Below are 26,944 nucleotides of genomic sequence, written 5' to 3'. Positions count from 1 at the left end.
CGCCGGCGCGCTGTCCCTGGGTGTGGCCCGGGCATTGCGCCCGGGCCACGCGTCTTGCGCGGTTAGAGCAGAAGGGTGCGGATGTCGCCCAAGAGGCGGCGGAGCAGGCTGGTGAAGCGCGCGCCGTCCGCGCCGTCGACGACCCGATGGTCGTAGGACAGTGAGAGCGGCAGCATGAGACGCGGCTCGAAGTCCCTGCCGTCCCAGACCGGCTTCATCTCCGACCTGGAGACCCCGAGGATCGCGACCTCAGGGGCATTGACGATGGGTGTGAAGGCCGTTCCGCCGATGCCGCCCAGGCTCGAGATGGAGAAGCAGCCGCCCTGCATGTCGCCCGGCAGCAGCTTGCCGTCGCGCGCCTTGCCGCTCAGCTCGACCAGCTCGGTGGCCAGGGTGTAGAGCCCCTTCTTGTCGACATCGCGCACCACGGGCACCACCAGGCCGTTGGGCGTGTCCACGGCCACGCCGATGTGCGTGTAGTGCTTGTGGACCAGCCGCTCGCCGTCGCTCGTCAGTGAGGCCTTGAGCACCGGCATCTGGTTGAGTGCCGTCGCGACCGCCTTCAGAAGGAAGGGCAAGAACGTCAGTTTGACGCCGTGCTTCGCCGCCTCGTCCTTTTGCTGCTTGCGGAAGGCCTCCAGCTCGGAGATGTCCGCCTCGTCGAACTGGGTGACATGGGGAATCCCGACCCAGCAACGATGCAGATGCCGGCCGCTGATCTTGCGGATCCGCGGCAGCTCTTGGGTCTCGACGGGACCGAACTTGGAGAAGTCGACGTCCGGCGCGGCGGGGAGCTGGAAGGCCGAGGTCGCACTGGTGTCGCTTGGCTTCCCCTGGGCGAGCGCCTGCTGGACGAAGGCCTGAACGTCGTCCTTGACGATGCGTCCCTTGCGGCCGCTGCCCTTGACCCGCGCGAGGTCGACGCCCAGCTCGCGGGCGAACTGGCGCACCGCGGGACTCGCGTGCGCCTTTCGTCCCCGCGCGATGGCGGCCATGTCCTCGGGTCTGGGAAGCACTGGGGCTTGGCGCCGCTCGGCCTCGCCAGGGGCGCGCTGAGCGGGCGTCTCGGCCGCTGGCTTGGCGTCGGGCGTCTTCGGCGCGGCCTGCGGCGTCTCTGGCTCGGACTGCGACCCCGCGCCCTCGGTGTCGGCGGCTCCCTCGACGCTCAGCGTCAGGATGAGATCCCCGGCGTTCAGCGTGTCGCCGAGCGCGACGGCCAGCCCTTCGACCACACCGGCTTGCGGTGAGGGGATCTCCATGGTCGCCTTGTCGCTCTCCAGCGTCACCAATGACTGCTCGGCCTCGACGCGGTCGCCGGGGGCGACCAGGATCTCGACGACGGGCACGTCGGTGAAGTCGCCGATGTCCGGGAGCACCACAGAGACAGATTCGGCTGCCGCGCCCGAGCGCGCCGGATGCTCGGCTGCTGCGGGCTTGGCGGGCTGCGGAGCCGGTGGCTCCGGCTCGCTTCCTCCGGTGCTCGGGGCATCTGTCGACGCCGGGGTGCCTTGTTCGGCTCGCTCAAGCTCCAGAAGGGGATCACCCTCGTTGACGCGGTCGCCGACCTTGACCTTGAGCGCCTTGACGGTTCCACCCTTGGGGGATGGGATCTCGATGGTCGCCTTGTCGCTCTCCAGGGTGAGCAGCGACTGCTCGGGCTCGACCTGGTCGCCCTCTGCGACCAGGATCTCGATGATCTCGACATCGGAGAAGTCCCCGATGTCGGGCAATAGAATCTCTTCGACGGTTGCCACGCGATGTCCTCCTAAGCCTATTGTCCCGCTGCCTTACACCGTGACCGGATGCGGTTTTTCCGGGTCGACGCGGTACTTGGCAATGGCCTCGGAGACCATCGACGTTGGGATCTCGCCCTCGTCCGCCAGCGCCTTGAGTGCGGCGACGGCAACATAGAAGCGGTTGACCTCGAAGAACTTGCGCAGCTGACTGCGCATGTCGCTGCGCCCGAAGCCGTCGGTGCCGAGCACGACGTAGCGTTGTGGCACATAGGGACGAATCTGATCCGCATAGGCGCGCATGTAGTCCGTCGCGGCCACGACGGGGCCGCGCGATCCCGCCAGCTGCTCTTCGACATAGGTGGTGCGCTGCTCGTGCTCGGGGTGCAGCAGATTCCAGCGCTCGACCTCGATGCCCTCGCGGCGCAGCTCGTTGAAGCTGGTGACGCTCCAGACCGCCGAGCCGACGTCGAAGTCCTTCTCCAGCAGCTCGGCGGCCGCCAGGACCTCGCGCAGAATGGTGCCTGCGCCGAGCAGTTGGACGCGATGGCCGCGCTCCTCGCCGCGGCGGACGCGGTACATGCCCTTGAGGATGCCTTCCGCGCTGCCCTCCGGCATGGCGGGCTGAGCATAGTTCTCGTTCATCGCGGTGATGTAGTAGAAGCGGTTCTCCTTCTCCTGATACATCCGCCTCAGGCCGTCCTGAACGACGACCGCCATTTCGTAGGCATAGGCGGGGTCATAGGCAACACAGTTGGGGATGGTCGCCGCCAGGAGCGGGCTGTGTCCGTCCTGGTGCTGCAGGCCCTCGCCCGCGAGCGTGGTGCGGCCGGCGGTGCCGCCGATGAGGAAGCCCCGGGCGCGCATGTCTCCCGCCGCCCAGGCCAGGTCGCCGATGCGCTGGAAGCCGAACATGGAGTAGTAGATGTAGAAGGGGATCATGCTCTGGCCGTGATTGGCGTAGGCCGTGGCCGCGGCGATCCAGGACGACATGGCGCCGGCCTCGTTGATGCCCTCTTGGAGAATCTGCCCCTTCTTGTCCTCGCGGTAGTACATGACCTGATCGGCGTCGACCGGCTCGTAGAGCTGGCCCTGGGAGGCGTAGATGCCGAGCTGGCGGAACATGCCCTCCATGCCGAAGGTGCGTGCCTCGTCCGGCACGATGGGCACCACGTACTTCCCGATCTTCTTGTCGCGCACGATCATGGTCAGCAGGCGCACGAAGGCCATGGTGGTCGACATCTCCTTGTCGCCCGTGCCCTCGAGCAAGGCCTGGAAGGCGTCCAGGCCCGGTACCTCCAGCGGCGGCGCCTCGTCGCGGCGCGCCGGCAAAAAGCCGCCGAGGCGCTCGCGCGCTTGGTGCAGATACTTGGTCTCCTCGCTGTCCGCCGGCGGTTTGTAGAAGGGCGCGGCGCCGATCTGGTCGTCCGAGATCGGGATGTTGAAGCGGTCGCGGAAGGTCTTGAGCGCGGCCTCGCCCATCTTCTTCTGGGAATGGGTGATGTTCATGCCCTCGCCGGCGTTGCCCATGCCGTAGCCCTTGACCGTCTTCGCCAGGATGACGGTGGGCTTGTCCGTGGTCTCCATGGCGGCCAGGTAGGCGTTGAAGACCTTGATGGGATCATGCCCGCCGCGGTTGAGGCGCCAGATGTCGTCGTCCGTCATGTTGGCGACCATCTCCTTCAGCTCCGGGTATTTGCCGAAGAAATGCTCGCGCGTGTAGGCGCCGCCCTTGGCCTTATAGGTCTGGTAATCGCCGTCGACACACTCTTCCATGCGCTTGAGCAGTAGGCCCTGGGTGTCGCGGGCGAGGAGGGGATCCCAGTAGCGTCCCCAGACCACCTTGATGACATTCCAGCCAGCGCCGCGGAAGACGGCCTCCAGCTCCTGGATGATCTTGCCGTTGCCGCGCACCGGGCCGTCGAGACGCTGCAGGTTGCAGTTGACGACGAAGACCAGGTTGTCCAGGCGCTCGCGCGCGGCCAGCGAGATGGCGCCAAGGGACTCGGGCTCGTCCATCTCGCCATCGCCGAGGAAGGCCCAGACCTTGCGCCCGGCGGTGTTGACCAGGCCGCGGTCGCGCAGGTACTTCATGAAGCGGGCCTGATAGATCGCCATCAACGGGCCGAGCCCCATGGAGACCGTCGGGAACTGCCAGAAGCCGGGCATGAGCCAGGGATGGGGATAGGAGGAGAGGCCGTTGCCGTCGACCTCCTGGCGGAAGCTGTAGAGCTGCTCCTCGCTGATGCGGCCCTCGAGGAAGGCGCGGGCATAGATGCCGGGCGCGGAATGGCCCTGAAAGAAGACCAGGTCGCCGCCGTGGTCCTTGTCCCGCGCATGCAGAAAGTGGTTGTAGGCGACGTCGATCAGGGTCGCCGAGGAGGCGAAGCTGGAGATGTGTCCGCCCAGCTCGGCCGAGAGCCGATTGGCCTGAACCACCATCGCCATGGCATTCCAGCGCACGAAGGAGCGGATGCGCCGCTCCATGGCGAGATCACCCGGGAAGCGCTCTTCCTGGTTCATCGGAATGGTGTTGAGATAGGCGGTGTTGGCGCTGTAGGGCAGGTAGGCACCGGAGCGGCGGGCCTTGTCGATCAGGCGCTCCAGGATGAAATGGGCGCGCTCGATGCCTTCGTTCTCAAGGACGGCCTCGAGCGAATCGAGCCATTCCTGTGTCTCTTGCGGATCGATATCAGGCTTCTTCGTCATGTCGCTTCCAGGGATACGTCCAAAGCGGATTCGGTTCGGGCAAAGCCGCCATTATACAATGTCTGTGAGGCGTCTAAATACTAAGAATTCATTTGCGCAATGCATGGATGTCCGATCTCGGCCGATCCGATTTGCAGAGGAGCGAGGGAGGCAGCGTCATCGAAGTGGCGGTCGCCAGGTCTAACAAGGCCGCGCCCGAGCCGAGCAAGTGATTGATCACGAAAGGTTGTTGTCGACTAGCCGCGGTGCTTTCGGTGTCGGCGCCTGTGCGCCAGCAGGCCGACTCCAGCCAAGAAGATCACTGCGGCGATGACGACGACCCCGCCGAGTGCGCTCAAGTCCGCTACACGCTCGAGCAGCTCCCGCACGCCGAATCCCCAGACGACGATCGCCAGATAGGTGCCCGCGAGAACGGCCCCGAGGTTCAGGTGCATGGGCAGTCCGATGATGAAGCCGATGGCGCAGCCGACGACCGGACCCGTCATCCAGATCGGCGACCAGACGAAGATGAAGAGTCCCGCGAGCCCGTAGCGGCGGACGCTGTCTTGGTTGCGCTCGGCCGCGGTCCGCACGGAGCCGAGGTAGCGATGCAGGCCCTGAACCTCGACGAGCTGGCGCCAGCTGAAGACGAAGAGCGGATAGAGCACCAGCACCAGGATGGTCTCCATCAGCAGATTGGGGAGAATGACCGCGACATGATTCAGCCCGAGCGCGAAGCCGAAGGACATGGCGGCGACACGCCCGAAGACGAGGTTGGTCGCGGCGACGGCGAGCAGCCGTCTGGACAGATCGGGCGACCAGAGTGCGCCGATCAGCAGCGCGGTCAGAGAGATCAGGGTCAGCCCGATCCCCGCAAGCAGGACCATCCCCTCGGGGGTGCGCAGCAGAGACCGCCAGATCGGCGGCAACCTCGGCGGCTTGCGGCCGGCTAGACGAGAGCGTGGATGCCGAGCGTCGCTGCGCATTGACTCGATGCCCGAATGGTGCCGGTGGGCGGATCTTGGCGGCTGGCCCTGCTCGAGGCAAGCCTGCGCCCGCCGGGGCCGCAGAGCCCCGGCGGGCGCGCCAGCGTCAGTCCTCGGCCCTTTGGTAGGCGTCGGTCATCTGCTTCTGGATATTGCCCGGCACCGGATCATAGTGGCTCAGCTCCATGCTGTAGGTCGCCTCGCCTCCCGTCATGGCCTTGAGCCTGGCGTCATAGCCGTCGAGCTCCGCCAGCGGCACCTCGCCTTCGATGACGATGCGCCCGCGGCTCTTGGACTCGCTGCCGTTGATGCGGCCGCGTCGGCTGGAGAGATCGCCGGCGATGTCGCCCATGGAAGAGTCCTGTGCCGTGATGCGGATCTTGACGATGGGCTCCAGGATCACCGGCTGCGCCTTGGATACGGCCTCGACGAAGGCCTTGCGCCCGGCGGTCGCAAAGGCGATGTCCTTGGAGTCGACCGGATGGTGCTTGCCGTCGTAGACAGTGACCCTGACGTCCTGCAGCGGATAGCCGGCGACCGCCCCTTCGTCCAGGACCTGACGAATGCCCTTTTCGATCGAGGGGATGAAGTTGCCTGGAATGACGCCGCCGACCACGGCGTCGACGAACTCGAAGCCGGTCCCGCGCTCCTTGGCCTCGACGCGCAGATAGACCTCGCCGAACTGCCCCGCGCCGCCAGTCTGCTTCTTGTGTCTGTGGTGTCCTTCCGCCCTGCCCATGATGGTCTCTCGATAGGGAATGCTCGGCGGGTGCGTATCTACCTCGACGTGGAACTGCTCGGACAGGCGGCGCAGCAGCACCTTGAGGTGCAGCTCGCCGAGGCCGCGGATGACCGTCTCGTTGGTGGTGGCATTGTGCTCGACGTGGAAGCAGGGGTCTTCCGACTCCAGCTTGTGCAGTGCGTCCGTCAGTTTCTGCTCGTCGCCGCGCTTGGACGTGTTGATGGCCAAGCCGAACAAGGGGACGGGGCACTCGAGCGTCGAGAGGTGGAAGTGGTCCTCGTCGTGCGAGTCGTGCAGCACGGCATCGAAGTGGATGTCGTCGACCCGCGCCACGGCCAGGATGTCGCCCGGCACACCCTCATCGACTTCGACCTGCTCCGCGCCATTGAGCCGATAGAGGTGACTGATCTTGAAGGGCTTGCGGGCATCGCCGATGAAGAGCTGGCTGGATGCCGTGATGCGGCCCTGATGGATGCGGAAGATGCCGAGCTTGCCGCGGAAGGGGTCGTTGATGACCTTGAAGACATGGGCCACCGCGTGCAGCGATGGGTCCGGGCTGACGCGCACTGGCTCCATGCCCGCGCCCTCGCCCTTGAGGAAGGGCGGTGGGTTGCCCTCCGCCGGGTTCGGCATCAGGCGCTCCATGATCTCGAGCAGCTCGGGGATGCCGGCGCCCGTCTCGGCGGAGACGTAGCAGATGGGGATGAGGTGCGCCTCGCGCAGGGCCGCCTCGAAGGGGTCATGGAGCTGCTCGGGCTTGAGCTCTTGGCCCTGCTCCAGATAGACCTCCATCAGCTCCTCGTCGACCTCGACGACCTGATCGATGATCTGGCTGTGCGCCTCTTCCACCGAGGAGAAATCGGCGCCTTCGCCGCTTGGCTGGAAGAAGCAGTCGATCACGCGCTTGCCGCCGTCGGCGGGCAGGTTGATGGGCAGGCATTCCGGGCCGAAGGTCTCGCGGATCTGCTCGGTCAGCTCGGCGAGGTCGATGTCTGCGGCGTCGATCTGATTCACGATGATCAGACGACAAAGGCCGCGGTTGTCCGCGGCCTTCATCAAGCGTGTGGTCATGGGCTCGATGCCCGCTTGGGCATTGATGACGAGCGCGGCCGTCTCGACCGCTGGCATCACCGAGATGCTGCGCCCGAGGAAGTCCGGATATCCGGGGGTGTCGATGAGATTGACGTGCTTGCCACCGGCGTTGAAGCTGGTGATGGCGGCGTCCAGTGAGTGCTGCAGCTCCTTCTCCAGCGGATCGAAATCGCACACGGTCGTGCCTTTGGTGACGTCGCCGGGGTTTGGGATGACCTTGGTGGCGGCGAGCAGCGCTTCCACCAGGGTGGTCTTTCCGGAGCCGGCATGGCCGACCAGGGCGATGTTGCGGACGTCTTCAGCATTGTAGTCAGACATCTTTGATCCCGTCGTGGCGCTTGAGTGGAACGCAGGGCGCCTCTTCAACGCCCTCATGATTCGTTTTGATGAGCCGAAATTATACTGTAACGCCGGCGTCACTCAGGACCTCAGCATAACGAAATCCGGGGTGGCTGCGTCAGGTCAAGGGCGAGGCGATTGTCGCGAGCCCCGACTCGAATGAGCAGGATCTCGAGCCGTCCGCCTTGGCCTGATCCGGCGCTCCGCGTGCATCGCCGCTGCGCGCCGGACTCCTGCGCTGCCCTCGGGTCGGCTCAGGGAAGCGGGCGGATGTCTCAAGGTCATCTGACGGCGAGGTCTCTCGCCGCTCGCTGAGCATCCTGGGCCGCGACAATGATTGCGGCGCCGCTCGGGTCGTTTTTCCAGGGTGATGTATGCTTGGGCTTGGAGCGGCCGAGAGGGAAGGGAGGCTGCAGTGGGGGCGGAGTCGAAAGAATAAAAAACGGCGGCCAGGTGGCCGCCGAAGGACGCACAGCTAGGGAAAGGAGGAACCTTTCAAGACGTCGAGAGACTCCCAATGTCGATAAAAACGTTAGCACATGGCTGGAGGGCACAAGATGGCACTGGTTCTCAAATCGGATGCTTTCGTCGACGGTAGTGAGATTCCGCGCCGCTATACCTGCGAGGGCGACGATCTCTCGCCTCCGCTCGCTTGGGAAGGGCTTCCGAAAGGGACGCAAAGTCTGGTGCTGATCGTCGATGACCCGGACGCTCCGGATCCCGCCGCGCCGCGGATGGTGTGGGATCACTGGATTCTCTACAACATTCCCGCAAGCTGCGGAGGGCTGCCCGAGGCTGTGGCAGCTGCCGAGCTGCCGGAAGGAGCTGGAGCAGGGATCAACAGCTGGGGGCGGACCGGCTATGGGGGGCCTTGTCCACCGATCGGCAGGCATCGTTACTTCCACCGTCTCTACGCGCTGGACGTCTGTCTGCCCGCCGAGCTTGGTGAGACCGGCAAGGACGATCTGCTGCTCGCGATGGAGGATCACATCCTCGCCCACGCCGAGCTGGTCGGTACCTATGTGAAGGAGACGCTGCGGGAGGCGGTCTGAGCAGAGCGCTGATGCGCGCGAAGACGCTGGTGTGGGGAAGCGGCCCGTGCTGCCGGGCCGCTCCTGCGGCTGGTGCTAGGGTCGAACCTGATCGATCCTGATGCTGGCTTGCGTGCGCGCTTCCAGGGCTAGCGGGCCAGCCTCCCCGAAGAGATCGCCGCTCTGTGGCATGGCGTTGCCGGATTTCGAGACGCGGGCCCCCACCACCACGGTGTCGAAGGCGGAAAGCCGCATTGCCGGCGTCATCGCCATGCTGTCGTCGAGGGTGATCGACTTGGGCAGATCGCTGACCTTGATTCTCTGCACCGCCAGCGGCATGGGCGGGCCTTCCGCCGCGCGCGCGAAGACGAAGACGGTGTCTTCCGGCGCCGCTCGGTCCGCGATGCTCCCATCGAGGCTCACCTCTACTTGAATGGCGGCGTCGCTCGCCGGCGGCGCTGGGGGCGTCGCCTGAGGCTCCGGCGCGGGCGCTTCGGCGAGGCTTTCGGCTGGGTCTTCAGGTGGGGCTTCTGCCTGCATGTCCGCTCGGTCCTTTGCCTCGGCGATCATCTCCCTTAAGTTGGCTGCTTCCTGACCCTCTGGGTCCAGCTCCGCGAGAATCCCCTCCCAGGTATCCAGCGCGGACGCATACTGACCCTTCTGGAATGCGATCATACCGCTGAGCCAGCGTGCGATCGGGTTGGTCGGATCCTCGTCGAGGACGGCTCGAATCAGCTCCGCCGGCTTGCCTTCCAAGCTCTTGGTCGGGCTTGCGGCGGCGAGCGCTTCGGCATAGGCGAGCTTGACCTCGACTTGGTCCGGGGCCAGCGTGTAGGCCTTCTCGATGGCCGTGAGACCCTGCTCGGTCTTGCCGGTCGCAAAGTAAGTGCGCCCCAGCATCAGCCAGCCGTCGAGATCCTCCGGATTCTCCTGCAGGCGCTCCTCCAGCCGAGCGACCAGCTCGTCCAGCGAAGCGCCGCTGCCCTGACCCGACTCCTCCGCCGCCTGCACGGCCGCCGCGACCTGCAGCGGGTCGGCAAGGCGCGGCTCGCCGAGCTGGAGGTAGATGAGCACGGCCGAGACGGGGGCCAGAACGACCAGGGCTGTGCCGACCAGCCAGCGGCTCGCGGCGGAGGATGCGGCCGCTTGCGCGGGTGCTTGCCGGTCGGCGTCGACGTCATAGAGCAGCTCGCGCTCGAGATCGTGCCTGGCGGCGGCGTAACGCTCTTGATCCAGGAAGCCCGCCTCGAGGTCGGCGTCGAGCTCCTTCATGCGCTGGCGAAAGACTTCGAGGTTCAGCGCGTCCTGCTCGACCAGGTCCTCTTGGGGGGCGGCTTGAAGCAAGGGCGCGACGATGAAGATGAGCGCCAGGACCAGGAGGCCCCCAGCGAGAATCCAGAAAATGATCATGGGGCCTTAGTCTTTCTTGTTGGTGTCGGCGAGCAGCTGTTGCAGGCGCGCGCGCTCCGCGTCGCTGAGGTCTTGCTCGGGCTCGGCCTTCTTGCGCTGGATGGCGCGCATCAGCAGAAAGCCGCCGAGCGCGAAGAAGATGAAGGGGCCGAACCAGAGGAAATAGGTGGATGGCTTGATCGGCGGCTCGTAGAGCACGAAGTCGCCGTAGCGCGCGACCAGGAAATCGACAACCTCGTCCCGCGTCTTGCCTTCCTGCATCATCCGGTAGACCTCGTTGCGGAGATCCTGGGCGACGCTGGCTTGGGAGCCGGCGAGGGATTCGTTCTGACAGACCAGGCAGCGCAGCTCGCCGATCAGATCGCGGAACTCGGTCGTTTGCGAGGGATCCTCGAAAGTGAACTCCTCGAGTGTGTATGCGTGCGCGGTGCCGAGCGTCAGTGCGCCCGCCAGGGCAAGCGCTGCCGGCATGAGCTTCGGGGTGCGGGCCGTCATGATTTCTTCGCCTGATATTGCTCGACGATGGGGCGGATCTCCTGCTCCCACACCTGGGCGTCGATCGGACCGACGTGCTTGTGCCGAATAATGCCTTCGGCATCCACGATGAAGGTCTCGGGCGCACCGTAGACGCCCCAGTCGATCCCCGAGTGGTTGTTGGGGTCGTAGATGCTCACCGCGTAGGGGTCGCCGAACTGCGTGAGCATCTGCAGTGCCTCGGGCCGCGTGTCCTTCCAGTTGAAGCCGACGACCTGAATGCTCGGGTTGCGTCGCGCAATGCGCATGAGCTCGCCATGCTCCTGCCGGCACGACGGGCACCAGGAGGCCCAGACGTTGACCAGCGAGACCTTGCCCAGGAGGACGTCCTTGGTGAGCGTCTGACTCGGGTCCTTCAGCGATTCAAGGGTGAAGTCGGGGGCCGGCTTGTCGACGAGCGGCGAGGGGATCTTGCGCGGGTCCAATTGCAGCCCGTAGAAGAGCAGGGCCGCCAAGGCGAGGAAGATCCCGAGCGGGATGAGTGCGCGAGTGGCAGATTTGTTCATGTGTCCAATGATCTTCTTGAGAAAACGTCCGTCTTTCAGCGGCAAGTACCCTAGTCCGGCGTATCGGCTCGAGCAAGGCTCTCCGCCTTGATACTCAGGGCTTGAGTCCTGGGAGTGCCGGCCTCCAGGCCGACACGCGTCGACCTAGAGGCCAAGGCTCCCAGGGTCGCTCTCCGAGCGATGCCGGTCCGCGTCAGGCCGTTGCCGCACCGCGAGGGACGGGGGCGGTCGCTGCCCGGCGCGCGAGCCGGTAGCGCCGATCCGTCACGGCCAGCAGGCCGCCGATCGCCATGAAGATGCAGCCGAGCCAGATCCAGCGAACATAAGGCTTGTAGTAGACCCGCAGGGCCCAGTCGCCCTGGTCTCCCACCGGCTCGCCGAGCGAGATGTAGATATCGCGCAGCAGACCGGCGTCGATCGCGGCCTCGGTCATGGGCATGCCGCCGGAGAAGTAGTTGCGCTTCTCCGGGTAGAGGCGTGCGATCTCGCGCTCGCCCTCGTAGACGGTGAAGTCGCCCTGGAAGGCGTTGTAATTGGGGCCTTGCACGGCCTCGACGCCGTTGAACTGGAAGCGGTAACCAGATTCCTCATGGACATCACCAGGCGACATGCGCACGTCGTTCTCGTTACCGTGGATCGAGACCATGGTGACGCCGACGATGAAGACCGCCAGTCCGACGTGGGCCAGCCACATGCCGTAATAGCTGCGGCTGTTGCCGGCGAGGTCCGCCGCGAGCCCCTTGAGCCCATGCTTGTGCTTGAGGCGGTCGAAAAGGCTCGCGAGGTGGCTGCCGAGGACCCAGGCCGCCATGCCGAGTCCGAAGCCGACCGCGAGATTGCCCGCCGAGAAGATGGGCAGCGAGGCCGCCAGGAAGGTCAGGATGCTCAAGGCGAGCGCCAGCCAGAGCGCCTTCAGGAGCCGTGTCGGCGCGTCGTGCTTCCAGTGCGCAAGCGGCCCGATGCCCGCCGCCAGGACGAGGAAGGGCGAAAGGGTGACGAACATCTTGTTGAACCAGGGGAAGCCGACCGAGATCTTGCCCCAGCCCGCGGCCTCGTAGATCAGTGGCGCCAAGGTGCCGAAGAGCACCAGTACCGCCAGCGTTGCGAGCAGCAGATTGTTGATCAGCAGAAAGGTTTCGCGCGACACCAGATCGAAGCGCCCGCCGCCGGAGATCGAAGGCGCGCGCCAGGCGTAGAGCGCCAGCGAGCCGCCGATGACGATGCAGAGGAAGAGCAGGATGAAGCTGCCGCGGGTCGGATCAGTCGCGAAGGCGTGCACCGAGGTGAGGACGCCCGAGCGGACCAGGAAGGTGCCGAGCAGCGAGAGCGAGAAGGCGGAGATCGCGAGCAGCACGGTCCAGGTCTTGAAGGCCGCGCGCTTCTCGGTGACCGCGAGCGAGTGCATGAGCGCCGTGCCGACCAGCCAGGGCATGAAGGAGGCGTTCTCGACCGGATCCCAGAACCACCAGCCGCCCCAGCCCAGCTCGTAGTAGGCCCACCAGGAGCCGAGCGCGATGCCGATGGTCAGGAAGACCCAGGCCACCGTGGTCCAGGGGCGGGACCAGCGCGCCCAGGCGGAGTCCAGCTTGCCGCCAAGCAGCGCCGCGATGGCGAAGGCGAAGGCGACGGAAAAGCCGACATAGCCCATATAGAGCATCGGCGGGTGGATGGCGAGCCCAGGGTCTTGGAGCAAGGGATTGAGGTCGCGCCCCTCGAGCGGCGCCGGGAAGATGCGCTCGAAGGGATTGGAGGTGAGGATGGTGAAGAGCAGAAAGCCGATGGCGATCATCCCTTGCACCGAGATGACGCGCGCGATCATCGCCAGCGGCAGACCCTTGCTCAGCGCCCCCACGGCGGCGCCCCAGCCCGCCAGCATCAAGACCCAGAGCAGCAGGGAGCCTTCGTGGGCTCCCCAGATCGCGGAGATCTTGTAGGGGAGCGGCATCAGCGTGTTGGAGTTGGTGGCGACGTAGACCACCGAGAAATCGTCCGTCACGAAGGCCAGCAGCAGGCACAGGAAGGCGAGCCCGATGAATGTCAGCTGTCCCCAGGCGAGCGGGCGGGCCATGGACATCCAGCTGCGGTTGCCTGTGTAGGTGCCGACCAAGGGCACGCTGGCCTGAATGACGGCCAGTACCAGCGCGAGGATGAGGGCGAAGTGGCCGAGCTCCGGGGCCATCAGTTGGGTGCCCCGCTGCCGGCCGCCGCGTCGGCGACGCCCTCCGCGTGCGCCGTCTTGAGCGTGCTGGCCACCTCTGGCGGCATATACTCTTCGTCATGCTTGGCGAGCACCTCGTCGGCGTAGAAGACGCCGTCGGACCCGAGTCGGCCCCTGGCAACGACGCCGCTCCCTTCGCTGAAGAGGTCAGGCAGGATGCCAGTGTAGGCGACCTTCACCGTCTCGGCATTGTCGGTGACGTCGAAATGCACCGTCAGCCCGTCCTCTTGACGTTGGATCGTGCCCTCGGTCACCAGCCCGCCGAGTCGGAAGACGTGGTCCGGCGGGGCCTCGTTCGCCGCGACCTGAGACGGGCTGAAGAAATAGGAGATGTTGCCCTTGAGGGCCGTCAGCGCCAGTGCGGAGGCGGCGCCGACACCAAGGATGGCAAGGCCGACGAAGGCGAGGCGTTTCTGTCGAGCTTTCATTCTGTCGCTCCGGTGTCGCGCATGCGGCTCAGACGGCCGAGCCGGGCCAGCAGAGTGCGGCGTTGCGCGCGAAGTTGCAGGATCTCTATGACCAAAAGAGCGGCGACCATTCCGTAGGCGCCCCAGACGAAGAAGGCGAAGCCGCCCTGCGAAAAGAACTCACTCATGCTCGAGCCTCCTTGGTCAGGATGTCTTGGACCCAGGCGCTCTCCGCTTCGCGCGTCAGGATGATGCTGCGCAGCCGCATGAAAGTGGTCGCGAAGGAGTACATCCAAAAGGCCAGCGTCATGATGAGCATCGAGAAGAGGATGTTGCCCTCGATACGCATGAGGTTGGAGCGCTGATGCAGGGCCGCGCATTGATTGGGATCCGGGCAGTTGATGGACCAGAAGATGACCGGGACCATGATGAGCCCGACGATGGCCAGCAGGGCCGAGGCCCGGTCGGCGCGGCGGGTGTCGTCGATCGCCGAATGCAGCGCGATGTAGCCGATGTAGAGGAAGAACAGCGCCAGCTCGGAGGTCAGCCGTGGATCCCAGTCCCAATAGGTGCCCCAGCTCGGCCGGCCCCAGAAGGCGCCTGTCCAGAGCGCGAGGAAGGTGAAGATGGCGCCCGTTGGGGCGACCGCGTTGGCCATCATGAAGGAGAGCCTGGTGTTGAACACGAGGCCGATGGCGGCCCAGCCGACCAGGATCATGTAGAGCCACATCGACATCCAGGCCGTCGGCACGTGGATGAAGATGATGCGGTAATACTCCTTCTGCGGGTTGCTGCCGCCGAGCTGGTCGGCGGTCTGGAAGAAGCCCCAATAGAGCCCGACGGCGAGCAGCGCCAGGGTCAGCACCCAGAAGACCGGAACCAATCGGCCGGCGATCGGATAGAAGGACGCGGGTGAAGCGAATTTGAACCAGTTCAATGCCATGCGCTTGCGGATTGCTGTTGTGTTTGTCTTGGGTGCTCAGCGGCGCGCCGATTCGTACAGCTCCTCTGAGACAACGCTTGTGGCTCAGGGTTTCATGAGCCGACTGGATTCGTGACCAGCTTGGTCATCAGTGCATGCGTCCCTAAGCGCCAGGGCGGCTTAGGGAGCCTGCCTGCGCGCCGATCTCCATTCGACGCACCTGGGATCACTCGAGCGAGATTCGCAAGGCCGCGGACGAGGCGACGGGGGCGAAGATCGCGGCGACCATGAGAAAGGCCCCGAGCAGCGCGACATAGGGCTGAGTGTCCGCGATGGCGATGTCGCTGACCTGTACCGCGCCAGACCCGTAGACGAGGATGGGAATATAGAGCGGGAGGATCAGCAGCGACAAGAGGATGCCTCCGCCGCGCAGGCCGAGTGTCAGGGCCGCGCCGATGGCGCCGATGAGACTCAGCACGGGCGTGCCCAGCAGCAGCGAGAGCATCATGACGCCGATCGCCGCGTCGGACAGATGGTACTGCATGCCGACCAAGGGCGCGATGAGCACCAATGGCAGGCCGGTCAGGAGCCAGTGGGCCGCGACCTTGGCGAGCACCAGCAGAGAGAGCGGCTGGGCGGTCAGCAGCATCTGCTCCAGGGTCCCGTCTTCGTAGTCGGCCGCGAAGAGGCGCTCGAGCGCGAGCATGGAGGCGAGCAGGGCGGCGACCCAGACCACGCCGGGCCCCAGCGTCGCTAACACCTTCCGCTCGGTGCCGACACCGAGCGGAAAGAGGCTGACGACGATGACGAAGAAGAAGAGGGTGGTCAGCACGTCCGTGCGACGCCGCATGGCGAGCGTCAGGTCGCGCTTGAGCACCGTCCAGAAGACGCGAAACATCTCGGCTTAGGCCCCCAGGTCCAGCCGCTCGACCTGTCCGGAGGTCAAGGGGACTTCTTGGTGCGTTGTCAGCACGGCCAGGCCGCCGCGCTCCACATGCTCGGCGATCAGTCGCTGCAGCAGGGCGACGGCGTCGACGTCCAGGGCTGTGAAGGGCTCGTCGAGCACCCAGAGCCTGGCGCCGCTCAGAACGAGCCTGGCCAGGGCGACACGCTTCTTCTGGCCCTGAGAGAGCATGCGCGTGGGCAGATCCTCGAAACCGCGCAGTCCGATTTGCGCCAGCGCCTCCCAGATCGCATCCTCGGAGATGCGGTCGCCGTCCAGGGTTGCGGCGATCGAGAGGTTCTCGATGCCCGTCAGCTCGCCCTTGATGCCGTTGAGGTGGCCGAAGTAGAGCAGCTCGCGGCGATAGTCGTCGCCCAGCGCGCGGATGGATTCTCCGCGCCAGCGGATGTCCCCGGACTCTGGCGTGAAGAGCCCGCAGAGACTGCGCAGCAGGGTGGTCTTGCCCGTGCCATTGCGCCCGCGCACGTGCAGCAGCGTGCCGCCGTCGAGCGCGAAGCTGAGGTCGGAGAAGAGGCGCCGGTCGCCGCGCCGGCATTCGAGCCCTTGGACTTCGAGCATCGCGTCAGGCGCTTCCCGCCCCGAGGATGCGGGTGGGTCCAAGGATTGAGCAGGGCGGCGCCAGTGCCCAAGAGGCTTGAGCGAGGGGCGTCATTTGGCGTGGTACCGAATCATCCAGCAGCTGTGGATGCGCGGGTTGCGCGCGAAATCGCGCGGCAGGGTGTCGGGGCCGATGTCGACGACGTTGAGTGGGGCAAGTCCTTCGGTATCGATGCGAAAGCGCCGCAGATTGTTGGAGAAGATCATCATGCCGTCCGGCTCCAACAGGCGCATGGCGGACTTGATCAGGGCGACATGGTCGCGCTGGATGTCCAGGGTTCCGTACATGCGTTTCGAGGTCGAGAAGCTGGGCGGATCCATGAAGATGAGGTCGTAGCGGCGGCGCCCGTTCATCATCTCGATCCAGCGCACGCAGTCGGCATGGATCAGCTCGTGCTCTGGGCCTTGAATGCCGTTGAGCGACAGGTTGCCCGCTGCCCACTCGAGATAGGTTCGCGACATGTCGACCGTGGTGGTCGAGGTGGCGCCCCCCTTGGCGGCGTAGACGGTTGCGGTGCCCGTGTAGGCGAAGAGGTTGAGAAAACGCTTGCCATTCGCCATTGCCCCGATCAGCCGGCGAATCTCGCGATGATCGAGGAAGAGACCCGTATCCAGATAGTCCTCGAAGTTGACCAGGAACTTGTGGCCGTACTCCTCCACTCGGTGGAAGTTGCGCGTCTCGGCGAGCTTTTCGTACTGCGCGCGTCCTTTCTGCTGGCGCCGAACCTTGAGAAAGACCTGCTCGCCCGGCACCTCGAGGACCTCGGGGATGAGTCCGAGTGCTTCGCGGATGCGGTGGCGTGCCTTCTTGGGGTCGACGCTGGGCGGAGCCGCGTATTCCTGGATGTGCACCCAGCGCTTTTCGCCTTGGTAGACATCGATGGCGAGGGCGTACTCAGGTATGTCCGCGTCATAGATGCGCAGACATTGAATGTGCTCCTGCCTTTGCCACTTGCGCAGTGCCTTGAGGTTCTTGGTCAAGCGGTTGGCGAGCATGGCCGCGCCCTCGCTGCGCTCTTCGGGAGGCAGCGGGCGCGGATGATTGCTGACGAAAAAGCGTGGCTCGACCTGGAAGTGGAGCAGGCGGCACTCGATCGGGCCGTTGTAGAGGCTATTGAGCTTGACGGCGCGTAGCCCCATGGCCTTCCCAAGCTCGGCGTCGGCGGTGAACACAGCGGCGCGCCAGCCGACGAAGCGCTCCTTGAGGACAGCTCCGAGGTGGCCGTAGAGCTGCGGCAGGTCGTCGTTCGCGCCCAAGCGCTCGCCATAAGGTGGGTTGACGACCACCAGCCCCTCGTCCTCGGCCTTGCCTGGGCGGCAGTCTGACAGCTCGCGGCGCTCGAAGTGCGCCAGTCCCGCGAGTCCGGCGCGCTCGAGATGATGCAGCGAGGCGCGTATGGCGTTGGGATTGACGTCATAGCCGCGCATCGAGCCCAGGCGCTCGATACCCGCATCGCGGCGAATTCGGGCCTCGCTCAGCAGGCGCTGCCAGACCTGCTCGTCATGCTGGGTCCAGCCGTGGAAGCCGAAGCTTGCGCGCAGAAGACCCGGGGCGATGTCCGCCGCGAGGAGCGCGCCTTCGATCACCAGGGTGCCCGAGCCGCACATGGGGTCGAGCAGCGCGCCGCCTTCCGCCGCGATCTCCGGCCAGCCGGCTCGCATGAGGATGGCGGCCGCGAGGTTCTCTTTCAGAGGGGCGGCGGAGCCTTGGTCGCGATAGCCGCGCTCGTGCAGCGAGCTTCCCGACAGGTCGATGCTGATGCCGGCCTGATTCTGCTGGCCGTAGACGTGGACCCTGAAATCGGGCGTGCGGGGGTCGACGCTCGGACGCCTGCCCATGCGCGCCTGAAAACGGTCGGCGATGGCGTCCTTGACCTTGAGCACGGCGAACTGGCGATTGTTGATGCCCGTCAGGCTGCCGTCGAATTGGACCGCGAAGGTCCTATCCGGCGTCAGGTGGTCTTCCCAGGGAATCTCGTGGGCGACGGCGTAGAGCTCGTCCGGGCTGTTGGCGGGGAGCTGGACGATGGGCAGCAAGATGCGGCTGGCGATGCGCGACCACAGGCAGGCGCGGTAGCCGTCCTCGATGCTGCCGACGAAACGGGCGCCGCCGCGCGTCTCCGTCGCCTCTGCCATTCCGAGCCGCGACAGCTCCTCCGCGAGGAGACTGCCCATGTGCTTGGGGGCCGAGGCGAAGAAGATGTGGTCGGGCATGTGGCTGTCCGGCTGAGAGGGCTGGTGATGCGTCGGGAGGTGAGTCTAGGACGGCCGATCAGCCATGATTGGGCTCCCTCGGATGGCGGCTCGGGACCGCGCGCTAGGACCATGCCGTGACGCCGAGAGGGTGATGGCGAGATGCTTGCCGACCTATTCCTTCTTCAGTAGGTCCGCGAGTCCCTCGAAGGGGTTGTATGTGGTCTGTTTGCCGGCACCGTCCTTTCGCTTGCCGCTGCCGGATGCCAGCGAGGCCAGATGCTCCTCATGCTTCTGGTGCTCGTTGTCGTGACAATAGACGCATAGGAGCTCCCAGTTGCTTCCGTCCGGCGGATTGTTGTCGTGGTCCATGTCCTTGTGATGGACCGTCAGCTCCCTGAGGTTCTCGCGCGTGAACGTCCGGGCGCAGCGACCGCAGACCCAGGGGTAGAGCTTGAGGGCCTGATCGCGGTAGCCCGCGGCACGCTCGTCGCTGGCCTTGCGGGCTTGGGCGACGACGCGGTCGAGCTTGTCGGTGTTGATCGCCTTTCCGGTCTTTGCATGGCGCGGGCCGTTGCTCTGTGCCATGTGCCGTATCCTCTGTCGGGGCTTGCTCGGGCCGTTCCGAAGGCGCCTGTCGATGCCTGGATACGGCTGGGTCGGTGTCGCGAGAGTCTGGTGCGCGAGGGGGGACTTGAACCCCCACGGATTGCTCCACTGGAACCTAAATCCAGCGCGTCTACCAATTCCGCCACCCGCGCGATCCGGGCATTTTACAGTGCTTGCGGGGAAAGGGGTATCGGCAGAGGACAAAAGCGCGCGAGGCGCCCGAAGGCGCCTCGCGGATTGGATGGACTCAGCTGCTCGAGCGTCAGGGCTTGACGATGGTCAGGCCGACACTGACCCAGTCCTGCATGCCGCCGCGATACCACTTGAGCTTGTGGACCGGGTAGCCGATCCCGATGAGGGTATGGATGTTCATCGATGACTGCGGGCACCAGATGCCGTTGCAGAAGAGCACCAAGGTCTTGGCTCGACTGAAATCCCAGCCCGCGCCATCCGGCTTTTTGTCGACCCCGAGCTCGTCCTCGAGGATGTGATGGAAGCTATCCGCCTCGGATGGCGTTTCAAAGGTGCCGGCTGTCTCTCGGTTGATCTTGTTCCAAGGGATATTGACGGATCCGGGGATGGTCCCGCGCATGACCCAGTCGGGCGTACGCGAGTCGATCACCATGAGGTCATCCTCACCTTGCGCCATGCGCTTGAGGTAGCCGAGCAGCTCCAGCTCGCCAATGGTCTCGACACCATCGGCGATGATGATCGGCTGAACGCAGAAGGGTGGGCAGCCGCGGTCGGTCTTCTGGAAGATCTCCGGTAGCTTGGCATCGCGGTCGTGACCGCGATAGACGGTCACTGGTTTGCCGTCGTGCATGACCTCGACGCTCTCGAGGTTTCGCGCGATCTTGTTCTCCGTTGCGGAGGCCCCCAATGGCAGGGCGAAGGCGGCAACCAGGGCGAGTAGGATCTTGGACGTGGCTCTCTGTGTCATCTTGAGATTCTCCTGAGCGAGCGATTGAGAGGGGCTATTGCTTCCTGGCGACGTAAGAGGGGAAGTCGGCATCCTTTTCCCTCATCGCCTGCTCGTAGCCCAGCTCGCCCTGTCGTTCGGCCTTGTTGGCTAGCGCGATGGACTCCTCGAATTTGCCTGACTTCGCCAGGCCCTCCGCTTCTGTGATCATCTTGGCCGTATCGCGCCATTCCCCACCCACGGAGGCCGCCTTTTTTCGCGCTGCCTCCGCCGCCTCGATCACCTGGGTGGCGCGGCGACTCATGGCGACGTCGCCTTGGTCATCGCTTGTTGCCCGCTCGTAGGCGTACTCGTCTTGCATCCGTGCCTTGGTTGCGATTCCCTTCGCCTTGGTGAACTGGCGCGACGGCATGAGCTTCTCCGCGCGCTCGATCATCTGCTGCGTCTCGAGCGAAGCGGCTCCCACCTCTTGAGCCTTCTCGTGTGCGGCCTTGGCCTCGTCGATAGCCTTCTCCGCTTCGACGCGGTGCGTCGCCCAAGCGCTGCCCAGCGGCAGCGCAACCATCAGGGCGGCGATCAAGGCCCTGCCGAATACTTTGCGAATCTTCATTCTCTCTCAACTCCTCTCGTCTCTATCGGTCGAGCCGAGGCGGCTGCTGTGGCGCGCCTCGTTATCGCTTGGCTCGAGGTGTCCGGTAAGGATCACTTTCGCGCGCCAGGGCCGTTCAGCTCAAGACCGTTGTTCATGTACGTGAAGAAGAACTCGAGATTCCGATATTCCTCGCCTTGAGGTTTGAATGGCTTGGCGCGGACTTGCTTGTTGCAGCCGGAGAAGCGGCGGTGCAGCGTGCCCATGGCTCCCCATTTCGAGCGGTAGACCGGAAAGTGCGTCGTGTGGCCGTAAGCCGGACTCAGGATCTCGGTCCGCAGCGTGGTGCCGGAATTGCCCATGTGACAATGGGCGCAGGAGAAATTCAGCTGCCCACGGCGAGCGAAGTAGAATTGCTTGCCGCGCTCGTAAGCCTCCAGCGCCCGCGGGTCGTCTTCCGGGATCTCGACATTGGTGACTTGGCCGCGCGACTCGTAGGCGATGTAGCCAACGATGTCCGCGATGGGTCCCTTGGCGTACTTGAGCGGCTTCTCCTTGTTCTCTTCCCGGCACTCGTTGATCGCCAACGGCAAGGTTATCACCATGCCGCGCTCCCGGTCCCAATAGGGGTACTTGCCGGCGATGGCGGGGCCGTCCGGAAAGCAGTCCTTGTAGGTCTTGCCGTTTTCGAAGGGCGTCTCCCACATCTCCTCGCCTTTGCTGATCGCGGTTTCGTAGGGTGGGAATTCTTCGATGGCCTCCCAGTTCTCCCGTCCGACCGGGTCGATGGCATAGGCGCCGTTGACGAAATCGTCTTCGGGCACATTCGGGAAGCGTGACTCGAAATAGGCCTGAAAGGTCTCCTTGTCCTGCTCGGGCGTTGCTAGCGCCGTCGGCAGGCTCAGGGTGCAGGCCAGGCTGGCTGCGATCAGGGTGATTGTCTTCTTCGTCATGACTTAGGCTGCCTCAAGGTGTTCGTCGCTTTAGATGCGCCGCCGCGCGATGGGCTTCCGCGGGCTCGCGGAAGGGACGGTGGGCACGCGGCGCATGGGCCATGGCGAGCTGACTGCCGCGGCCATGCTCGGCGGACAGGGCTCGACCCATGGCTAAAGCGACCAGATGTACTCGACGACGTCCACGAACTCCTTGTTCGTAAGGATCTCGTGCTTGCCGAAGGGCGGCATGACGGCCTCAGGATTCTTCGTTGTGGCATCCCAGATCTGCCGGGCGAGCGCCTTTTTGGTCGGGAAGCGCGTTTGCACGGCGACCAGCACCGGGCCGATGGCGCCAGGGCTTTCCGCCCCAGGCATGGCGTGACAGGCGACGCAGTTACCTTTTGCGCGGTCGTTGGCCACGAGCTCGCCTGCCTCTGCGTCTCCGTTCAGCTGGATGTTCGGTGGCATATCGGCCGCGAGTGCGGGGCCCGCCGCGAGCGTCGAGACGCCGAGCGACAGCGCAAGCAGGCCTGGCCTGGATGAGCGGAAGAACAACATATGCGAAACCTCCTCGGTACTCTATTTTTCGACTCGTCTAAGCCTGCGCGACTCGTCTGAGTCTGCTTGATTTGCCTGAGTCCCTCTCGGTCTAAGAGCGAAAGGTCATCCGCCTTTCAGTGGGTGGCCCGTAGTCTTGTTATCGTGCTGTACTGCGTGCGTCTCGGCCACACCTGGTGTCGAATCCTAGCATGGGTTCCGCCATCAGATGCCAGCCCTGCGATCGAGGCGACGCGCGTCTCGGAGCGTCGTCTGCGTACCGCTTTCAGGGCGGCGGACCGTCGGTTGGTAAACGCTCGACTCGGCCGAACATAGAAGCGGGCGCGCCAGCTGCAATTGCCCGACGAGATCGAAAAGAATCCCAATAGCAAGCTCGTCTGAACGAGCACATCGGAGGATCATCCGTTAATGTCCCTATCCCGACGCGAATTCATCAGACTCATGAGCCTGGCCGGAGCCGCCGGAATGCTTCCCATGTCCGCGCGCGCGGCGCAGAAGAAGCCGTCTGATCTCTACGAGATTCCCAAGTTCGGCAACCTACGCCTGCTCCATATCACGGATACCCATGCGCAGCTCAACCCGATCTACTTCCGCGAGCCAAACGTCAACATAGGGATCGGCCCGGCGATGGGCAAGCCACCTCATCTCGTCGGCGAGCATCTGCTGAAATACTTCGACATCCCGCCTGGCGGAATCGAATCGCACGCCTTCACCTACCTCGACTATGTAGCGGGCGCGGAGACGTTCGGCTCGGTCGGGGGTTTCGCGCACCTCAAGACGCTGGTCGATCGGCTGCGCGCGGGTGCTGGCGACGGCAATAGCCTGCTGCTCGACGGTGGCGACACCTGGCAGGGCTCGGGCACCGCCTATTGGACGCGGGGCATGGACATGGTGGGCGCCTGCAATCTGCTCGGCGTCGACGTCATGACCGGGCACTGGGAGTTCACCTATCGCGACGACGAGGTCATTCGCAACGTCGGCGCCTTCAAGGGCGATTTCGTCGCCCAGAACGTCAAGGTGCGCGAGGAGGCGCTGTTCGACTATCGCTTCGAGGATTTCGCCGGCTTCGACGAGGATCGCGGCCTGGCGTTCGAGCCCTACACCATCAAGGAGATCGGCGGCGTCAAGGTCGCGGTCATCGGTCAGGCCTTCCCCTATACGCCCATCGCCAACCCGCAGCGCTTCATCCCGGACTGGACCTTCGGTATCCAAGACGGGCGCATGCAGGAGATCGTCGACGAGGTCCGCGGGAAGGAGAGCCCGGCGCTGGTCGTGGTGCTCTCGCACAATGGCATGGATGTCGACTTGAAGATGGCCTCGCGCGTGACCGGCATCGACGTCATCTTCGGCGGCCACACCCATGACGGCGTGCCTGCGCCCAGTGTGGTGGAGAACCCAGGCGGCAAGACCCTGGTCACCAACGCCGGCTCGAACGGCAAGTTCGTCGGCGTCATGGACCTCGACGTCAAGGACGGCAAGCTGCGCGACTACCGCTATCGGCTGCTGCCGGTCTTCTCCAACCTGCTCGAGCCGGACGCGGCCATGGTCGATTACATCGCCGGCGTTCGCGCGCCCTACAAGGACAAGCTGGAAGAGAAGCTGGCGACCGCCGATGAGCTGCTCTATCGGCGCGGCAACTTCAACGGCACCTTCGACCAGGTCATCTGCGACGCCCTGCTCAAGGTCCACGACGCCCAGATCAGCCTTTCGCCCGGCTTCCGCTGGGGCACGACCGTTCTGCCTGGCCAGGCCATCACCATGGACAATGTGATGGACCAGACCTGCATCACCTATCCGGAGACCTATCGGCGCGAGCTGAGAGGTGCCGAGATCAAGGCCATCCTGGAGGATGTCTGCGACAACCTCTTCAACCCGGATCCCTACGTCCAGCAGGGCGGCGACATGGTGCGGGTGGGTGGTCTCAACTACGTGTGCGATCCGAGCGCGGGCATCGGCGAGCGCATTCAGGACATGACGCTGGATGACGGGACCGAGATCGAGCCGGACAAGACCTACGTGGTCGCGGGCTGGGCCACGGTCGGCAGCCAATCGCCGGGCGAGCCGATCTGGGAGACCGTCGCGACCTACTTGCGCGACGTCAAGACGGTCAAGATCACCCGGCTCAATACGCCGAAGCTCAAGAACGTCTCGGGAAACCCGGGCATTTCTGACTATCCGGTGACTGTCTGAGCGGTGCGGCTTGCGGGTCCTGAAATCGGTGATTTGAGCCGCAAAGGCGCGAAGGAGATTGGGGCGACGGGTGCGGGCGCGTTCGCTGCTGAAGGACCATGATCGCCGTCGCAGGGCGTCCTCTGGTTTCGCGCTCTTCGCAGCTCAGTTGGTCATTACAGGCTAGAACGAATCCGGGGCCTTGCGGCCCCGTCGACTGGCTTCCAGGCGACCCTCGGCGAGCGTTGCCTCGCCTCGGGCCTGTCGGATGATGGCGGCGGTCGCCTAGTGCGCCGTCGCACCCTCCGCGCCAATCCCAGTCTCACACCTGACCTTCTGTGCCTCGAAGGCGATGCGCTCACGCTTCGCGCGCTCCGAGCTGTCCGTCAGGGATGCGATCCAGATAAAGGCGAATGCCAGCGGCATGGAGATGATCGCCGGGTTGTTGAGCGAGATGAGCCCAACCGCCACTTCCTTTCCATCGATCATGGCGGTGTGCCCCAGCACGTCGCCCCAGACCGCCTTGGACAGGATGGTCAGCACCACGGCCGAGATCAGTCCGACGAAGCCGCCGACCAGTGCGCCACGGGTGGTCATCTTGCTCCAGAAGATCGAGGCGGCCAGGACCGGGAAGTTGGCGCTCGCCGCGATCGCGAAGGCGAGGCCGACCATGAAGGCAACATTCTGGCTCTCGAAGGCGATCCCCAGACCGATGGCGACCAAGCCCAGCATGAAGGTTGCGATCTTGGACACGCGGATCTCGGTCTTCTCATTGCTCCGCCCGCGCGCGATGACGCTGGCGTAGAGATCATGCGAGATGGCGGACGCACCGGCCAGCGTCAGACCCGAGACGACGGCAAGGATGGTGGCGAAGGCGACGGCCGAGATGAAGCCCAGGAAGAGATTGCCGCCGACGGCCTCGGCCAAACGGATGGCGACCATGTTGGTTCCTCCGTTCAGACCGGCAATGAGCTGCCCCTTGATGATGCTACCGTCCGCGGCGATGGCTTCGGGCTTGTAGAACTCGGGATGTTGGAGCAGCAGCACGATGGCCGCGAAGCCGATGATGAAGGTCAGAATGTAGAAGTAGCCGATGAAACCAGTCGCGTAGAAGACCGATTTCCGCGCCTCCTTGGCATCCGGCACGGTAAAGAAGCGCATCAGGATGTGCGGCAGGCCGGCGGTTCCGAACATGAGCGCCAGTCCCAGCGAGATGGCGTTGATCGGATCGGTGACGAGCGAGCCGGGCGACATGATGGCGGCGCCCTTCGGATGCGCCTCGACGGCCTGACGGAACATCTCCTCGGGCGAGAAGCCGAAGGTGGCGAGCGCGGCGATGGCCATGAAGGTCGCGCCGGACAGCAGCAGCACCGCCTTGATGATCTGCACCCAGGTGGTTGCGGTCATGCCGCCGAAGATGACATAGACCATCATGAGACCGCCGACGATGACTACGGCGATCCAGTAATCCAGGCCGAAGAGCAGTTGGATCAGCTTGCCGGCACCCACCATCTGCGCGATGAGGTAGAAGGCGACCACGACCAGCGAAGAGATGGCCGCCATGGTGCGGATCTCGGTCTGACCGAAACGGTAGGAGCTGACGTCGGCGAAGGTGAATTTGCCCAGGTTACGGATCTGCTCGGCGATGAGGAACATGATCACCGGCCAGCCGACCAGGAAGCCGATGGAGTAGATGAGGCCATCGTAGCCGGAGGCGAACACCAATCCGGAGATACCCAGAAAGGAGGCCGCCGACATGAAGTCGCCGGCGATGGCAAGGCCGTTCTGGAAGCCGGTGATGCCGCCGCCGGCGGTGTAGAAGTCCTTGGCGGAGCGGGTGCGCTTGGCCGCCCAGTAGGTGATGCCCATGGTCCCGGCGACGAAGATCAGGAACATGTAAATGGCGGTGTAGTTGATCGCCTGTCTCTCGACGGCGCCGCTCAGGGCCGGCGCGGCCATGAGCATGAAGGGTGTCAGCAGTGCGAGCAGCACGCCCCAGGTCGCATAGCGCCTCATTGCAGCTCCTCCCGGACGGCCTTGGTCAGAGCGTCGAACTTGCTGTTGGCCTTGGCGACATAGATGCCGGTCAGGACGAAGGCGGCGACGATGATGATCACGCCGATGGGCATGCCGATGGTGGTGGTCGCGCCTTCGACGACGGGCGTTCCCAGCCAGGAGGGGGCGAAGGCGATCGTCAGGATGAAGCCATAGTAGATGGCGAGGATGATGATCGTCAGCAGCCAGGCGAATCGCTTGCGCGAGCGCACGAGCTCCTGGTAGCGCGGGCTTGCCTTGATGGCATCGACCGACTCTTGTTGCATGGAGTTTCCTTCGATTGATTAGGGCCGATTGACTCGGACCTGTTGATGGGCGCCGAATGCCTGCGTGACAGGGAGCCAGCGAGGTTGTCTTCGCTCTTGTACAAAGGCGCACACGCCATTCGCCCCGGCCAGGGTTGGCGGGGTATTGCCGTTCGTTGCGTGGTCAATGCGCGTGCGGGGCGTCGAAGCGCTGGGATTCTTCAGTGCGCGCCGATTAGCGTCAATTGTGCGCCGATTAATTCTTTCAATGTCTTAGATTGCTTTGAGGGCCAGTCGCGCTGCGAGGGCAGCATCCCGCGGCGAGGTGCTGCGCCGCTCTGGTCCTTCGGGGGCAGGCGGCTCGGACATTGAGGCGTCAGGTGGAGGGGGGGAACGTGCCTGGGGTAGGCGGGGTCTCGCTCGCTCGCGGGCGAGCTCGAAGCGGGCGCGTCTGGGGCCGTCGTTGAGCTTGGAGACTGTATCGACAAGCCAGCGGCCGGCGG

General features: G+C 64.8%; 23 protein-coding genes and 1 tRNA gene. 2 read left to right on the top strand and 22 right to left on the bottom strand.

Annotated features, from left to right (window positions below; genetic code table 11):
* Window positions 1-62 precede the first annotated feature (62 nt).
* The 4 genes from aceF to fusA all read right to left on the bottom strand — a co-directional run bounded on the left by aceF (window position 63) and on the right by fusA (window position 7,559).
* Window positions 63-1,754 (bottom strand): dihydrolipoyllysine-residue acetyltransferase, encoded by a 1,692-nt coding sequence (aceF, locus tag G3446_RS13815; RefSeq protein WP_164453418.1) that lies wholly within the window; start codon window positions 1,752-1,754, stop codon window positions 63-65.
* Window positions 1,755-1,787: 33 nt separating this feature from the next.
* Window positions 1,788-4,442, bottom strand: coding sequence for a pyruvate dehydrogenase (acetyl-transferring), homodimeric type (aceE, locus tag G3446_RS13810; RefSeq protein WP_164453417.1), 2,655 nt, complete (start codon window positions 4,440-4,442; stop codon window positions 1,788-1,790).
* A 236-nt stretch (window positions 4,443-4,678) separates the two neighbouring features.
* On the bottom strand, window positions 4,679-5,308 hold the full coding sequence (locus G3446_RS13805) for a small multi-drug export protein (protein WP_164453416.1): 630 nt from the start codon (window positions 5,306-5,308) through the stop codon (window positions 4,679-4,681).
* A gap of 205 nt (window positions 5,309-5,513) precedes the next feature.
* Complete coding sequence (gene fusA / locus G3446_RS13800) at window positions 5,514-7,559, bottom strand: elongation factor G (RefSeq protein WP_164453415.1); 2,046 nt, start codon at window positions 7,557-7,559, stop codon at window positions 5,514-5,516.
* 578 nt (window positions 7,560-8,137) lie between these two features.
* Between fusA and G3446_RS13795 the strand changes: the two genes are divergently transcribed.
* Entirely contained in the window at window positions 8,138-8,632 is a 495-nt protein-coding gene (locus G3446_RS13795) for a YbhB/YbcL family Raf kinase inhibitor-like protein (RefSeq protein ID WP_164453414.1), read from the top strand.
* Between the two features lie 75 nt (window positions 8,633-8,707).
* On the opposite strand, the gene ccmI is transcribed toward G3446_RS13795, so the two are convergent.
* The 16 genes from ccmI to soxX form a co-directional block, all read right to left on the bottom strand.
* A complete protein-coding gene (ccmI, locus tag G3446_RS13790; protein ID WP_164453413.1) occupies window positions 8,708-10,021 on the bottom strand; it encodes a c-type cytochrome biogenesis protein CcmI in 1,314 nt (437 codons plus the stop codon).
* A gap of 6 nt (window positions 10,022-10,027) precedes the next feature.
* The gene (locus G3446_RS13785) at window positions 10,028-10,516 is read right to left on the bottom strand and encodes a cytochrome c-type biogenesis protein (RefSeq protein ID WP_209262412.1); all 489 of its coding nucleotides are present in this window, start codon (window positions 10,514-10,516) and stop codon (window positions 10,028-10,030) included.
* Window positions 10,513-11,061, bottom strand: coding sequence for a DsbE family thiol:disulfide interchange protein (locus G3446_RS13780; protein WP_164453412.1), 549 nt, complete (start codon window positions 11,059-11,061; stop codon window positions 10,513-10,515). Before G3446_RS13780 ends, G3446_RS13785 begins: the two co-directional genes overlap by 4 nt.
* Window positions 11,062-11,254: 193 nt before the next feature.
* The gene (locus G3446_RS13775; RefSeq protein WP_164453411.1) at window positions 11,255-13,240 is read right to left on the bottom strand and encodes a heme lyase CcmF/NrfE family subunit; all 1,986 of its coding nucleotides are present in this window, start codon (window positions 13,238-13,240) and stop codon (window positions 11,255-11,257) included.
* Window positions 13,240-13,707: a cytochrome c maturation protein CcmE gene (gene ccmE, locus G3446_RS13770; RefSeq protein WP_164453410.1), complete on the bottom strand. Its 468-nt coding sequence runs from the start codon at window positions 13,705-13,707 to the stop codon at window positions 13,240-13,242. Before ccmE ends, G3446_RS13775 begins: the two co-directional genes overlap by 1 nt.
* Window positions 13,704-13,874: a heme exporter protein CcmD gene (gene ccmD, locus G3446_RS13765; RefSeq protein WP_164453409.1), complete on the bottom strand. Its 171-nt coding sequence runs from the start codon at window positions 13,872-13,874 to the stop codon at window positions 13,704-13,706. Before ccmD ends, ccmE begins: the two co-directional genes overlap by 4 nt.
* Complete coding sequence (gene ccsA / locus G3446_RS13760) at window positions 13,871-14,629, bottom strand: cytochrome c biogenesis protein CcsA (protein WP_164453408.1); 759 nt, start codon at window positions 14,627-14,629, stop codon at window positions 13,871-13,873. The genes ccmD and ccsA overlap by 4 nt, the downstream gene beginning before the upstream one ends.
* 205 nt (window positions 14,630-14,834) lie before the next feature.
* A complete protein-coding gene (gene ccmB / locus G3446_RS13755) occupies window positions 14,835-15,506 on the bottom strand; it encodes a heme exporter protein CcmB (RefSeq protein ID WP_164453407.1) in 672 nt (223 codons plus the stop codon).
* A 6-nt stretch (window positions 15,507-15,512) separates the two neighbouring features.
* A complete protein-coding gene (gene ccmA / locus G3446_RS13750) occupies window positions 15,513-16,130 on the bottom strand; it encodes a cytochrome c biogenesis heme-transporting ATPase CcmA (RefSeq protein ID WP_164453406.1) in 618 nt (205 codons plus the stop codon).
* 90 nt (window positions 16,131-16,220) lie between these two features.
* Entirely contained in the window at window positions 16,221-18,383 is a 2,163-nt protein-coding gene (gene rlmKL / locus G3446_RS13745; protein WP_164453405.1) for a bifunctional 23S rRNA (guanine(2069)-N(7))-methyltransferase RlmK/23S rRNA (guanine(2445)-N(2))-methyltransferase RlmL, read from the bottom strand.
* A gap of 153 nt (window positions 18,384-18,536) precedes the next feature.
* Entirely contained in the window at window positions 18,537-18,950 is a 414-nt protein-coding gene (locus G3446_RS13740; protein ID WP_164453404.1) for a YajD family HNH nuclease, read from the bottom strand.
* A gap of 88 nt (window positions 18,951-19,038) precedes the next feature.
* Window positions 19,039-19,123: transfer RNA gene (locus G3446_RS13735), tRNA-Leu, on the bottom strand.
* A gap of 110 nt (window positions 19,124-19,233) precedes the next feature.
* On the bottom strand, window positions 19,234-19,911 hold the full coding sequence (locus G3446_RS13730) for a rhodanese-like domain-containing protein (protein WP_164453403.1): 678 nt from the start codon (window positions 19,909-19,911) through the stop codon (window positions 19,234-19,236).
* A 34-nt stretch (window positions 19,912-19,945) separates the two neighbouring features.
* Entirely contained in the window at window positions 19,946-20,500 is a 555-nt protein-coding gene (locus G3446_RS13725; protein WP_164453402.1) for a hypothetical protein, read from the bottom strand.
* Window positions 20,501-20,592: 92 nt separating this feature from the next.
* Window positions 20,593-21,432 (bottom strand): sulfur oxidation c-type cytochrome SoxA, encoded by an 840-nt coding sequence (gene soxA / locus G3446_RS13720; protein ID WP_164453401.1) that lies wholly within the window; start codon window positions 21,430-21,432, stop codon window positions 20,593-20,595.
* A 153-nt stretch (window positions 21,433-21,585) separates the two neighbouring features.
* The gene (gene soxX / locus G3446_RS13715; protein ID WP_164453400.1) at window positions 21,586-21,972 is read right to left on the bottom strand and encodes a sulfur oxidation c-type cytochrome SoxX; all 387 of its coding nucleotides are present in this window, start codon (window positions 21,970-21,972) and stop codon (window positions 21,586-21,588) included.
* Between the two features lie 408 nt (window positions 21,973-22,380).
* Between soxX and soxB the strand changes: the two genes are divergently transcribed.
* Window positions 22,381-24,162, top strand: a complete 1,782-nt coding sequence (soxB, locus tag G3446_RS13710) for a thiosulfohydrolase SoxB (RefSeq protein WP_164453399.1) — start codon at window positions 22,381-22,383, stop codon at window positions 24,160-24,162.
* A gap of 264 nt (window positions 24,163-24,426) precedes the next feature.
* Here the strand turns inward: soxB and G3446_RS13705 are convergent, their stop codons facing one another.
* Together G3446_RS13705 and G3446_RS13700 are read right to left on the bottom strand one after the other, a co-directional pair.
* Window positions 24,427-26,157 carry a cation acetate symporter gene (locus tag G3446_RS13705; RefSeq protein ID WP_164453398.1) on the bottom strand — a complete coding sequence of 577 codons (1,731 nt, stop codon included), beginning with the start codon at window positions 26,155-26,157 and terminating at the stop codon, window positions 24,427-24,429.
* Window positions 26,154-26,462 carry a DUF485 domain-containing protein gene (locus G3446_RS13700; RefSeq protein WP_164453397.1) on the bottom strand — a complete coding sequence of 103 codons (309 nt, stop codon included), beginning with the start codon at window positions 26,460-26,462 and terminating at the stop codon, window positions 26,154-26,156. Before G3446_RS13700 ends, G3446_RS13705 begins: the two co-directional genes overlap by 4 nt.
* Window positions 26,463-26,944 lie beyond the last annotated feature (482 nt).

This window comes from Thiorhodococcus minor, from assembly GCF_010820565.1.
Lineage (GTDB): Bacteria > Pseudomonadota > Gammaproteobacteria > Chromatiales > Chromatiaceae > Thiorhodococcus > Thiorhodococcus minor.
The sequence above is the reverse complement of the archived record's forward strand: the minus strand, read 5'-3'. Positions and strand labels throughout refer to the sequence as shown.

Bases quoted from the DNA above. Each gene is read 5' to 3' on its own strand.
- G3446_RS13730 (WP_164453403.1), bottom strand. From the start codon at position 19,911: ATGACACAGAGAGCCACGTCCAAGATCCTACTCGCCCTGGTTGCCGCC.
- ccmA (WP_164453406.1), bottom strand. From the start codon at position 16,130: ATGCTCGAAGTCCAAGGGCTCGAATGCCGGCGCGGCGACCGGCGCCTC.
- ccmD (WP_164453409.1), bottom strand. From the start codon at position 13,874: ATGAGTGAGTTCTTTTCGCAGGGCGGCTTCGCCTTCTTCGTCTGGGGC.
- G3446_RS13780 (WP_164453412.1), bottom strand. From the start codon at position 11,061: ATGAACAAATCTGCCACTCGCGCACTCATCCCGCTCGGGATCTTCCTC.
- rlmKL (WP_164453405.1), bottom strand. From the start codon at position 18,383: ATGCCCGACCACATCTTCTTCGCCTCGGCCCCCAAGCACATGGGCAGT.
- G3446_RS13725 (WP_164453402.1), bottom strand. From the start codon at position 20,500: ATGAAGATTCGCAAAGTATTCGGCAGGGCCTTGATCGCCGCCCTGATG.
- ccmI (WP_164453413.1), bottom strand. From the start codon at position 10,021: ATGATCATTTTCTGGATTCTCGCTGGGGGCCTCCTGGTCCTGGCGCTC.
- ccmB (WP_164453407.1), bottom strand. From the start codon at position 15,506: ATGTTTCGCGTCTTCTGGACGGTGCTCAAGCGCGACCTGACGCTCGCC.
- ccmE (WP_164453410.1), bottom strand. From the start codon at position 13,707: ATGAAAGCTCGACAGAAACGCCTCGCCTTCGTCGGCCTTGCCATCCTT.
- G3446_RS13700 (WP_164453397.1), bottom strand. From the start codon at position 26,462: ATGCAACAAGAGTCGGTCGATGCCATCAAGGCAAGCCCGCGCTACCAG.
- G3446_RS13785 (WP_209262412.1), bottom strand. From the start codon at position 10,516: ATGACGGCCCGCACCCCGAAGCTCATGCCGGCAGCGCTTGCCCTGGCG.
- G3446_RS13775 (WP_164453411.1), bottom strand. From the start codon at position 13,240: ATGGCCCCGGAGCTCGGCCACTTCGCCCTCATCCTCGCGCTGGTACTG.
- G3446_RS13705 (WP_164453398.1), bottom strand. From the start codon at position 26,157: ATGAGGCGCTATGCGACCTGGGGCGTGCTGCTCGCACTGCTGACACCC.
- ccsA (WP_164453408.1), bottom strand. From the start codon at position 14,629: ATGGCATTGAACTGGTTCAAATTCGCTTCACCCGCGTCCTTCTATCCG.
- G3446_RS13795 (WP_164453414.1), top strand. From the start codon at position 8,138: ATGGCACTGGTTCTCAAATCGGATGCTTTCGTCGACGGTAGTGAGATT.
- G3446_RS13740 (WP_164453404.1), bottom strand. From the start codon at position 18,950: ATGGCACAGAGCAACGGCCCGCGCCATGCAAAGACCGGAAAGGCGATC.
- fusA (WP_164453415.1), bottom strand. From the start codon at position 7,559: ATGTCTGACTACAATGCTGAAGACGTCCGCAACATCGCCCTGGTCGGC.
- soxB (WP_164453399.1), top strand. From the start codon at position 22,381: ATGTCCCTATCCCGACGCGAATTCATCAGACTCATGAGCCTGGCCGGA.
- soxX (WP_164453400.1), bottom strand. From the start codon at position 21,972: ATGTTGTTCTTCCGCTCATCCAGGCCAGGCCTGCTTGCGCTGTCGCTC.
- soxA (WP_164453401.1), bottom strand. From the start codon at position 21,432: ATGACGAAGAAGACAATCACCCTGATCGCAGCCAGCCTGGCCTGCACC.
- G3446_RS13805 (WP_164453416.1), bottom strand. From the start codon at position 5,308: ATGGTCCTGCTTGCGGGGATCGGGCTGACCCTGATCTCTCTGACCGCG.
- aceE (WP_164453417.1), bottom strand. From the start codon at position 4,442: ATGACGAAGAAGCCTGATATCGATCCGCAAGAGACACAGGAATGGCTC.